The 10,452-nt window shown below is 70.0% G+C and carries 9 protein-coding genes; 4 read left to right on the forward strand and 5 right to left on the reverse strand.

All coding sequences use genetic code 11. The annotated features are described in order from the left end of the window. On the reverse strand, positions 1-457 hold a 457-nt coding region (locus tag VIM19_07040; protein HEY5184649.1), incomplete at its 3' end, for a hypothetical protein. Positions 458-880: 423 nt separating this feature from the next. On the opposite strand from VIM19_07040, the gene VIM19_07045 reads away from it, so the two are divergent. The 3 genes from VIM19_07045 (at position 881) to VIM19_07055 (ending at position 5,176) form a co-directional block, all read left to right on the forward strand. Then, positions 881-2,602 (forward strand): N,N-dimethylformamidase beta subunit family domain-containing protein, encoded by a 1,722-nt coding sequence (locus tag VIM19_07045; GenBank protein HEY5184650.1) that lies wholly within the window; start codon positions 881-883, stop codon positions 2,600-2,602. 572 nt (positions 2,603-3,174) lie between these two features. Beyond that, entirely contained in the window at positions 3,175-4,191 is a 1,017-nt protein-coding gene (locus VIM19_07050) for an alpha/beta hydrolase-fold protein (protein ID HEY5184651.1), read from the forward strand. A 319-nt stretch (positions 4,192-4,510) separates the two neighbouring features. Continuing rightward, entirely contained in the window at positions 4,511-5,176 is a 666-nt protein-coding gene (locus tag VIM19_07055) for a trypsin-like peptidase domain-containing protein (GenBank protein HEY5184652.1), read from the forward strand. Positions 5,177-5,351: 175 nt separating this feature from the next. Here VIM19_07055 and VIM19_07060 read toward each other — a convergent pair whose 3' ends face one another. From VIM19_07060 to arsM, 4 genes are all read right to left on the reverse strand, one after another. Then, the gene (locus tag VIM19_07060; GenBank protein HEY5184653.1) at positions 5,352-6,065 is read right to left on the reverse strand and encodes a VIT family protein; all 714 of its coding nucleotides are present in this window, start codon (positions 6,063-6,065) and stop codon (positions 5,352-5,354) included. Positions 6,066-6,268: 203 nt separating this feature from the next. Further along, on the reverse strand, positions 6,269-7,405 hold the full coding sequence (locus VIM19_07065) for a PQQ-binding-like beta-propeller repeat protein (GenBank protein ID HEY5184654.1): 1,137 nt from the start codon (positions 7,403-7,405) through the stop codon (positions 6,269-6,271). Positions 7,406-8,223: 818 nt separating this feature from the next. Then, complete coding sequence (locus tag VIM19_07070; GenBank protein ID HEY5184655.1) at positions 8,224-8,454, reverse strand: hypothetical protein; 231 nt, start codon at positions 8,452-8,454, stop codon at positions 8,224-8,226. 332 nt (positions 8,455-8,786) lie between these two features. After that, positions 8,787-9,647 (reverse strand): arsenite methyltransferase, encoded by an 861-nt coding sequence (gene arsM, locus VIM19_07075; GenBank protein ID HEY5184656.1) that lies wholly within the window; start codon positions 9,645-9,647, stop codon positions 8,787-8,789. A 266-nt stretch (positions 9,648-9,913) separates the two neighbouring features. Here arsM and VIM19_07080 point away from each other — a divergent pair, with 266 nt between their 5' ends. Then, the gene (locus tag VIM19_07080; GenBank protein HEY5184657.1) at positions 9,914-10,216 is read left to right on the forward strand and encodes a metalloregulator ArsR/SmtB family transcription factor; all 303 of its coding nucleotides are present in this window, start codon (positions 9,914-9,916) and stop codon (positions 10,214-10,216) included. Positions 10,217-10,452 lie beyond the last annotated feature (236 nt).

Genomic DNA, 10,452 nt, shown 5'->3' on the forward strand with positions numbered 1-10,452 from the left:
ACCCGGGGTGCTGCACCAGCCGCAGCGCCTTCCCGCTCATCCACACCACCCCGGCCAGATACGACGTGTGGCTGGAGTCCGGGCGCAGGTAGGCCAGCTGCACCGCCGGCTGACCCTTCACCGTCACCACCGGGCGGAACACCCCCTCACCGGCCAGCCCCGGAGAGGCCAACGGCGCCAGCGGCGCGTGCACCACGACCGTTCCGCGTGCCACGCTCGAGCCGGCACGTGGCGTCTGGCTCGCTGCCGTCCCGAGCTGCGCGAGGGCGCCGGGGTCGAGCTTGCCGCCGACCTTGGGTGGGTGCAGCTGGTACTGCAGGTTCTCGGCCGCGGTGACCAGCGCGCCCATCCCGTGGTCACGACCCCACTCGGCCACCCGAGCCGCCATGCTGTCGGTCCCCGGCGCGGTCACCGCCCGACCCAACGACCAGGCGACACTCCCCAGCAGCAGCAACACGATCAAAATCAGAGCCCGCACCACGCGGCGACCCCGCCGAGTCAGCCGCAGACGTCCCCGGGCGCGACCATTTCCGCTCGCGGGTGCGGCAAGGGGCGTCCTTGGCTTCTGGGCGGTGCTCACCAACCTGTCCCTTCGGCCGCGGACTCACCATCAGGCCGGCTGACGCGGACCCCGTGTCCGCACCCATCACCGGGCGAAACGCGCACGCCAAGTCTGCCCCGCCACTGTAAGAACTCGAATGATACGCCCCGGCAGATGAGAGAACGATGAGCCCGACACGGGGACAAGACAGGCAAGGAAAGCCTTACCTGACCAGGAGAGTTGTCGTCGACACAACTCGTGCTGTACTCCGGGAACACACGCACGTCGTGATCCGTTGACCGCCCGGAGCATCCGCTCCCTGAAGCGCCAGGAGCAAGGGTGAGAGGTCGGTTCGGGCCGGCCGCGGTGAGCAGCGCCGTGGCGATCGTGGTCGCGTTGGTTCTCGGAGGGTGCAGCACTGCCCACCAGACGGAAAAGACGAACGGCGCGGTCCTCGCCTCGTCCGTCTCCGTTCCGGCGGTCCAGCCGCCGCAGGCCGCGGCCCGTCGCCCCGTGCTGGTCCACGGCTGGGCGGCCTCGCTGCAGACCGGGATGCCCGCCAACTTGCCGGGGACCCCGGCGGTCGCGCCCTGCCAGCCAGCCGACCAGGCGACGGGCTGGCTGGCCCGGGAGAACGCCCGACCCGGTAACACGAGCTGGCAGGTGCACTACCGGACCAGCACGGCCCAGGTGGTGGGCTACCTCGGCCAGACCAGCGCCGCGTGCGGCGACCACGTCGCGGTGCACCTGAGCTCGGCTGGTGGCCCAGCGCAGATCAAGGTCTTCAGGGTCGGCTGGTACCACGGGGCGGGAGCCCGACTGGTCTGGACCTCAACCGTGCTGACCGTGCGGCCACAGCGCCAGGCGCGGCCCAATGGTGCCACCCGGGTGATCCAGGAGAACTGGCCGACCACCACGACGATCCCGATCACCCCGTCCTACCCGCCGGGGCTCTCCCTGGTGGAGTTCGTCAGCCTGCGCGACCACGCGGTGAGCGCCGCCCCGCTGGTCGTCTCCGACCCGACCAGCAGCGCGCCCGTGGCCGTCCAGCTCAGCGCGGCCACCTGGGCCGCCTACAACACCTACGGTGGCGCCAGCCTCTACCACGGACCAGGCAGACTGAACGCCCTTCGGTCGTTCGAGGCAGGGCTGAGCCGTCCGCTGGTCGGGGACGGGCTGCGTGAGCTTCTCGTCCGTGACGTCGCCCTGGTCCACCAGGTCGAACGCCTCGGGCTGGACACCGCCTACCTGACCGACTTCGACGTCGACGCGACCCCCAGCCTGCTGCTCACCCACCACGAGATCATCATCCCCGGGCACGCCGAGTACTGGACCGCGCGGATGGTGCACGCCCTAGAAGCCGCCCGCAACGCCGGCGTCAACGAGGCCTGGCTCGGCGCCAACGACGTGTCCTGGCAGATCCGCATCAACCGGACCGCCAACGGCCAGCCCACCGGGGTGGTCTGCTACCGCACCTTCGCCGACCCCGTCGCCGCCAGCGAGCCGGCCCTGGCCACCGTCCGCTGGTACCAGGACCCGGGCCCGGCGCTCGACGCCGGCGCCCTGGTCGGACAGCGCTACGCCGGCCTGAAGATGGACAGCGGCCTGCGCCTGCGCACCGCCCCGTCCTGGCTGGTCACCGGCACCGGGCTGCACATCGGATCCCTGCTACCCAACGCGGCCGCCAACGAGGTCAACGGCATCGTCACCCTGCGCGGACTGCCGCCGAACCTGCAGGTCATCGCCGAAGGCGTGTTCCACCGCGCCGGACAGCTGTGGCCCGTCGACATGACCTACTACACGGCTCCCTCCGGAGCCGCGGTCTTCTCCGTCGGCACCACCGACTGGGCGTGTCAGATCGACGGCTCCTGCGCCGACCACCACATCCCCCGGACCGAGGCGAGCCTGCTGCAGCGGTTGACCGCGAACCTGATCCGAGCCTTCGCCCAGACCGGGTTCGGCACAACCCACCCCTCGACCCTCACCCCACCCACCCCATTCACAGCGCTCGCCCGCAGCCTGCCCGCCGGGCAAGTGGGCACCGCCGGACGGCCCGAATGAGCCCGGCGCTCGCCAGCCCCACGGCAAGTCCATGCCGCTAGGCCAACGGGGCCAGCGCATCCACGCGACTGAGGTGGCCGCGGTAGCGGTCGCCACTGCGTGTCGCCGGATGCCGTGCACCGCGGCACCGAACGGCGGCGCGGCCGTGACACGGCGGCGCGAAGACGCGAGGAGAAGGGCAGGTGGCTGACACGACAGATCGTTCCGGCCCTTTGACGCCTCGCCGCGCGCGGAAGCTCCGCCAGCCTTCGGCGCCCGCTTCGCGAGGCCCATCCAGGTGCTCGGTGGATCAGTCCTCGGCTCGGGCATCCTCGCAGTGCCTGAGTTCGCAGGGCCGTTCACGGTCCCCTCATCAACCGGGACTAGCTTCCCGCTGATCTTGGCGAAGGCGCGACGCCTGGACGCGCGCATGCAAAGGCATCACGGTGCTCGGGAGGTCACGGTTGTCGCTCACGGGGCCGGTGTTCTTCGCTCTTGTTCTCGTGGTGACGGCGGCGGCGTTTGCTGCGACAGTGCTGCTTCTGCCACGTGTCTCGGCGGGTCGGCCCCGCCCGGTGCTTGCACGCGTGTCGATGTTGCTGGTGGTCAATCTGCTGGTCCTGTTCACGGCAGCGGTCGCGCTGAATGATCAGTTCAGCTTCTTCGCTGACTGGACGGACTTGCGCGGGACGTTCTTCGGCGGCCCGGTGGGCGTGACCGCCCATGCGGGGGCCGGCGCGGCCCAGGCCGCCGGGGTGGTGATCAAGCCGCCGTCGCTAGCAGCGACCTCGCCGGCGCTGCCGGGGTTGCCACCTGGGGCGAGCTCCACCGACCGGGTCCTGCGCTACACAGTGACCGGGGCGGCCAGCGGGCTCTCGGGGACCGTGTTGGTCACCCTGCCCGAGGGCTACACCCTGCCGGCCAACCAGAGTCGTCGGTATCCGGTCCTGGAGACCTTCTCCGGGTACCCCGGCGAACCCTCCGAGTGGATCGACTCGATGAACCTGGGGAACGCCCTCGACCAGGCGGTGGCCCAGCACACGCTCGGACCCGTCATCACTATCTCCCCGACCACGGAGTTTCCCCCCGGCGTGGACACCGAGTGCGTTGACGGCCCCGGCGGCTTCCCCAAGGTCGAGACGTGGCTGACCCAAGACGTGCCGAACTGGGTGATGCGCACGTTGCGGGTGCGTACCGACCGGGCTTCCTGGGCGACGATCGGGCTGTCCACCGGCGGGTGGTGCGCCGCGATGGCCACCATGTTGCACCCTGGCCAGTACGCGGCCGGCATCGTCATGGGCGGCTACTACCAGCCTGATTTCTCGTCGAACTACGTACCGTTCAGGTCGAACAGCGCCGAGGCGCAAAGATACAACCTCGTTGCCCTGGCCCGATACCGACCCCCGCCCGTCGCACTGTGGCTAGAAACGTCCCACTCCGACCCCGTCTCCTACCCGTCCACGGCGCGGCTGCTGGCAGCGGCGCATGCACCGCTGTCTATCCAGGCCCTGGTCCTGGCCCACGCGGGGCACCGGACGAGTCTGTGGAGCAGCGAGCTGCCCCAGGTCCTCACCTGGCTTGGCCGGTACATTCCCGGGTTCGCCCCGTAACAACTGAGTCCGTCAAGCCTTGGGTTAGCCAGCCTGAGTGCCAGCGGGCTGGACGGGCTTGCTGAACTTGGACGTGCGGCAGCCGACCCGGCCCGGCATGTCGCTATATTCCTCAGTCATGCCAGGGGTGCTCGGAAGGCGACTCAGCCGTGGAGTGTTAGTGGTAGTTGTCCTGCCCACCTTGTTGGCGGCGGCCTGTGCGACACCGGATCAGACGCCCGCCCGCCCCACAAGCGCCTCCGCGAGCGCGTCAAACCCGGCTGTCCCAGCTCAAGCGGCGCGCCCGTCAGCGACCGCCGACCCCCCGACCCTGTCCGCGGTGGGTCCCCTGTTCGCCGCCGGGCTGCCCTCGGTGCACACCTGCACCGCCAGCGTCGTCTCCAGCCCCACCGGCAACATCATCGTGACCGCCGCTCACTGCGTGTCCGGCACCGGAGCCGGTCAACTGTTCGCCCCCGGCTACGACGACGGCGGCGTGCCGTACGGCACCTGGGTGGTGCAGCGGGCCTACCTGGCGCCGAGCTGGATCACGCACCAAGACCCGGCAGTCGACTTCGCCTTCCTCGTCGTCGCACCCTCCACCACCAACCGGACACGAGCCTCGGTGCAGTCGGTGGTCGGAGCGAACACGCTGGGCAGCGCCCCCGCAACTGGCCAACAGGTGACCGTGGCCGGCTACACGATCGGCCACGATGATCTCCCAGTGGTCTGCACCGCCACCGTGTACCGCACCCGGGGGTATCCCAGCTTCGACTGCCCGGGATTCGCCGACGGCACCAGCGGCTCCCCGTGGATCTCCCACTACAACGCTGCTACCGGGACGGGCACGATCACTGCGCTCATCGGCGGACTCAACCAAGGGGGCTGCACAGCGGACACCTCCTACAGCGCACCGTTCACCGACACCGTCAAGCAGGTCTACGCCCGCGCGGTGGCGGGCGAACCGGCCGACGAGACCCTGCCGGCCGGTCTTCCGATCTGCTGACGCCGCGCACTACCGCCGAATCGCCCCATAGTGGCAGCCCCGCGATTCATGCGACCCGACGGCCGGCGGTCGCCAGGTTCCGTCGCAGCCCACGCGGAAATGGACAGTCCCTCCGACGGACGAGCCCCCGCCGGGGACGTGACCCGATGTCCAGGGGCCCTGTCTGTCGAAGTGGCTAGAGGCCGGAGACGTGCGCGATGCGGCCGATGAGCGCGGTGACGATCATGGCTGCGGTGCCGCCGATGACCACGCGCAAGGTAGGGCGCAGCAGGGCCGTGCCGGCGGCTCGGGCACCCAGCAGCCCGGCGACCGCCAAGCCCACGATGGTCACTGCGACGATCAGGTCCAGCCGAGGTCCCTCGCCGTGGGCGAGCATGCCGAGGAACGGCACCAGCCCGCCGAGGGTGAAGCTGATCGCCGACGCCGCGGCGGCTTGGAGGGGGCGTGCCTTCGTCGACTCGTGCTGGCCGAGCTCGTCGCGCAGGTGCGCCTCCAGCGGGTCCTTCTCATGCAGGGTGACGGCGACCTGCTCGGCGAGCTCGCGCGGGAGCCCCCGCGCCTGGTAGATCTGGGTGAGTTCCTCCAGTTCTCCGGGCGGGTCCGCCGCGAGGTGGTTGATCTCCATCTCCCGGTCCGCCCGCTCCACGTCGGACTGCGAGCTGACGGACACATACTCCCCGGCTGCCATGGCCATCGCCCCAGCCGCCAATCCGGCGATACCCGCGGTCAGGATCGCCCCGGTCGAGGCGCCGCTGGCCGCCACCCCGACCATCAAGCTGGAGGTGGACACCAGTCCGTCGTTGGCCCCCAAAACCGCGGCGCGCAGCCACCCGGCCCGCCCGGCCCGGTGTCCCTCCGGCTGCCCTGCGACCGCGTCGAAGAACGTCACCCGCACATCGCACCACACCCGCCGCCATCACGTCCGGGGGGCGCCCGATACTCCGGACCTGGTCGTTGGCTGGTCCACCCCGTCCGGGCGCCAGGCGTCCCAGGACTCCCCAACGAGCCCCCTCAAGGACGTCAGCGTCGGCCTGCGCTGGCGAGCAGCGGTCCGGTCGCCTTCCCCAGCGGCTCGTTCCTGCGGGCTGGTGGTCAGCCTCCCTGAGCTGGTGACCAGAGCGCGTAGGGCGGGAGCAGGTCCATCCCGTCGGGGTTGGCGAGGTAGCCGGGTCCGCTGCCGGGGACGCCGTAGTGGCCGTACTGCCAGACCACCCGGTTGGTGCGCGGGTCGACGACGATGATCCGGTGGTTGCGGTCATCGGTGGCGAAGATGTCGCCGTTGGGCAGTGGCAGCGCGAGCGACGGGTGGTTCAGTTTCGCCGATCCGGAGGGCCGGTAGCGCCACAGCGTCGCGCCGGCGGGGTCGAAGACGACGATCTGCCCGGGGTCGCTGAAGTCGACGGTGAGATAGCGCCCCGGGGAGATCTCGCCGGTGTCGGAGGGGTAGGCAACCCCGGGCGGGTGGGTGGTCCAGGAGACGACGCCGTCCAGGGTCATCGCGTCGACCCAGTCGCCGCCGATCTCAGTGACCAGGAACCGCCCGTCGCGCATCGGGAACGCACCGTTGGGGCTGGCCAGGTGGGTGGGCGGCTGGTGGCGGCAGGACCCGGTCCGGCCGAGCTGCGCGGTCGGTGTCGTCGCCCCGAGCGCCACGAACAGCAGCCGGCAGTTGCGGATGTCGGCGATCAACAGCCGGCCGTCGGGCAGCAACATCGCGTCGTCCGGGTTGGACAGGTGTCCCGCGGTGGAGCCGGCCTTCCCGGGGGTGCCGTAGCGGTAGACGATCCGATGCGTCGCGATGTCGATGACGCTGACGACCTGATACTCCTCCTCGGTGGCCACGATCCGCCGGCCGTCGGCGCTGAAGAACGCGTCGTCGGGCAGCTTGAACGACTGGCCTGCTGCGAGGTCCCCGGGCCGCGGGAACTCCCAGCGCACCCGCCCCTGCGGGTCGACCACGACCAGGCGGTTGTTGTCCTCGTCGGCGATGAGCACCGGCCCGGGAAGCACCCCCGGGTCGGACCCCGGGGCAAGGGACGGCGCGCTCAGCGGCGGCAGGTTCGCCAGCTCCGCGCCGGTCGTCGCTGCGGGTGTGGGCTGCAAGGTGGCTACGCGGGAGGCGCCCGGCGGGGGCGTCGTCGGGGAGGTCCCTGACGTCCCAGCGGTGCACCCGGCGAGCAGCGCGGCCGCGATCACCACGCCGGCGACGAGCCCGCTACCAGGCCTCATCCGGCCCTCACCTCCGTGCCTGTGTCTGGTCGTCCGAGACCGCCCCCCGACGAGTCGGTGAACAACTTCCTGCGCGATTGCGGGACGGAAGTCTGATGCTGGTGGTTCAGTGCTGGACGCGGAAGGGACTTTCGGACCTGTCAATTCCGGTGACACCCTGAAACCCCCCGGCCGAGCAGTCCCGACCGCGCGGCGAGGTGTGCGGCAGCCGCAGTCAGCGAAACGGCCAACAGGGTGAAGTATCCGGGTATCGAGCGGCACTCCGAACGCACTCTCCCAGCCCGGAGACGGCCAGCGTCGGCGACCGATTGCCTCTCCCATGAACGCATCGGGGCGCGAAGCTCTGTCGACTGGGCTTGTCAGCACGTGGTTGGCCACATTGATCGCCACGACATCAGGCGGTTCCGCGGTCACAGGTCATCGGTGTGCGATTGTCCTGATCCAGTCCGGGGATCGTCCGCACGGATCCCTACTAGCCCACCGTGCCCTCAACCGCCGGGCCGCGCTCCCGCCCCAGGTCCTCGCTCCCCGCTGACGACCACCAGACGCCCCCTGAAGTCACCAGCGCCGGATATCCGGCGGGCTCCGATCCGGCCTAGGACCGAGTTGGCCGCCCGCCGGTGTCGAGCGAACGACGGAGCCGCAATGTTTGCCGCCAACGCGTGTTGTCTCACCCGCCTCGGAGCCCGAAACGGGCGAGGCCCCTCAACCTTCACAGGGGAGGCAAGCGGGAGCCTCGCAGGGCGGAGCCGTGCGTCGACGGTCGTTCTCGGTCGGCTCAGATCCCAAGCAGCCGATCGGCCAGGCAGCCGTCCGAGTCACCCGATCCGCGTGGTCGGCCGGTCGAAGTCCGCTGGGACGGCTGCCGAGGACGAGTTGGCACTCGTCGCGTTCGTCGTCGGTGAGGTGGTCCAGGGGATGTCGTGGGCGTTCACGGAGGTCATCACGTCGATCCAGGTGCGGAAGGTGACCGCGACCCCGGTCCTTACGTCCCAGGCCGTGACGCTGCCGTTGACGTTCGGTGGATCGACGCGCAGCCGCTCGCCCATGCCGCGATCATGACCCTCCCGGGGCCCCCCGACAATGGCTTGGCCCGAGTCACGTCACCAGACTGGCCAAGGGCGTCGACCGGGGCGCCCCACCCAAGACCGCAGCCGCCCAAGCCACCGGGCGAGGCCGGGCGGCTGCAGCGGGGACGACGCTGCGTCGCATTTCAGGACGGACCAACGTCATCCAGGACATGTCGCCCATACGCCCAACCACACCCGGTGCGCCCGAGCCAGACGTGGCAAGACTTGCCAGGCGTGCGCGGGAACGTCCCCGCCGGAGCGGAGGACGACGTCTTAGTCGGACGGTTGGGCGGGACCAGTGGCCGGCGCGGTCACGGTTTGCTGGCGCGGATGAACGCGCTGGCGATGGCGCCGTCCATTCCGCCGATGATGCTGGCTCGGTCCTCACCAGTGGAGATGACGTCGTCCGGCAGTTGTGCGGCCAGGTCGGTCAGGTCGTTCGCGTCCAATGTGCGGGTGACCGCGATACCGATGTCGGTGAACCTGGCAGCGGTGAGCTTGTCGCGGTAGTCGGTGTCGACCAGGGCGCCGCTGATGCAGCCGGTCCAAAACTTCATGGCCCGGTAGGCGACGTCGGGCAGCCGGCGGAGCAGGATCATGTCGGAGACCGCGAGGCGGCCGCCGGGTCGCAGCACGCGGAAGGCCTCGCGCAGCACGGGGTCCTTGTCGGCGACCAGGTTGATGACACAGTTGGAGATGATCACATCGACCGATTCGTCGGGCAGCGGGATGTTCTCGATGGTGCCCAGGAGAAACTCAGCGTTCTCCAGGCCGGCCTCGGCCTGGTTACGGCGCGCCAGCTCCAGCATCTCCGGGGTCATGTCCAACCCATAGGCCTTGCCGGTCGAACCGACGCGACGGGCGGAGAGCAGCACATCGAGGCCGCCTCCGGAGCCGAGGTCGAGGACGACCTGGCCGGGCTCGAGCTGCGCCAGCACGGTCGGGTTGCCGCAGCCGAGAGAGGCGGCCAGGGCGGCCTGCGGGACCTGGGTGGCCTCGGTGTCGTCGTACAGGTCGCGGGTCATGGGGTCGCGGTCCACGCGGGTGCAGCACGAGGCTGCCGAACCCAAATCGTTGAGGACGACGGTGGCGCTGGCGGCGTACCGGTCACGGACGGCGGCGCGGATCTCCTCGTCGGTCATGCGGCTGGGGTCAGGCTGGGTCTTGTTCATCAGGTGCTCCCTTCCTGAGTGGTCGGCCTGGTCGCCGCGACAGAAACGGACGCCAGCGGTCCGACACATTGAGCGCCAGCTGCAGTCGCGAGCACCCTCATCGCCCCACCCACATCCACGGTCGTCTACATTGACATCTGTCGATGTAGTATCGTCCCAGATACATCGATCACTGTCAATGTAGATCGGGCGACCAACCCGGTGAGGGAGTTGGTGATGACAATCTCAGTGACACCAGGGCTGCTCCCCGCCGCCACCGGTCCTGAGTGCCGCCCCACGGGGATCGCCGAGCCGATAATCGCTCGGAGACGGACGCGCTCGCCCAGCTGCTCAAGGCGGTCGCTGACCCGGCCCGACTTCAGCTACCTGCGCTGATCCGTGCGGCGGAGAACGGCGAGTCCTGCGTGTGCGATCTAGCTGGAGCTTTGGGGTTGTCCCAGCCGACCGTTTCGCGCCCCTCGAAGGTCCTCTCAGAGTCGGACATTCTCACTCGCGAAAAGCGCGGCACCTGGGCGTGGTACTCGGTAATGCCCGAGCGCCTCGAGCAGATCGCCGCAGTCTGCCGCTGAGCCCGGATCCACCGCATTGCCCGGGGATGGCGGCGTTGATGTCGGTGTGGTGAGTCGCCTGCGTGTGGGCGTGGTGATGCCGCCGGGTGCTCCGGCTCTTCCACGTTTGGGTTTCCGGTCGGGTCCTGTCGGAGGGGTGGACGGGTCAGGTCGTGAGCGGTGGTCCGGTGCCGGCGACGAGCAGTCGTCGCCAGCCGTGCTGCCATGGCCAGCTGGCGGGCAGGTGCAGGGTGAGT

It is taken from the genome of Actinomycetes bacterium, from assembly GCA_036510875.1.
Classification (GTDB): Bacteria; Actinomycetota; Actinomycetes; order Prado026; family Prado026; genus DATCDE01.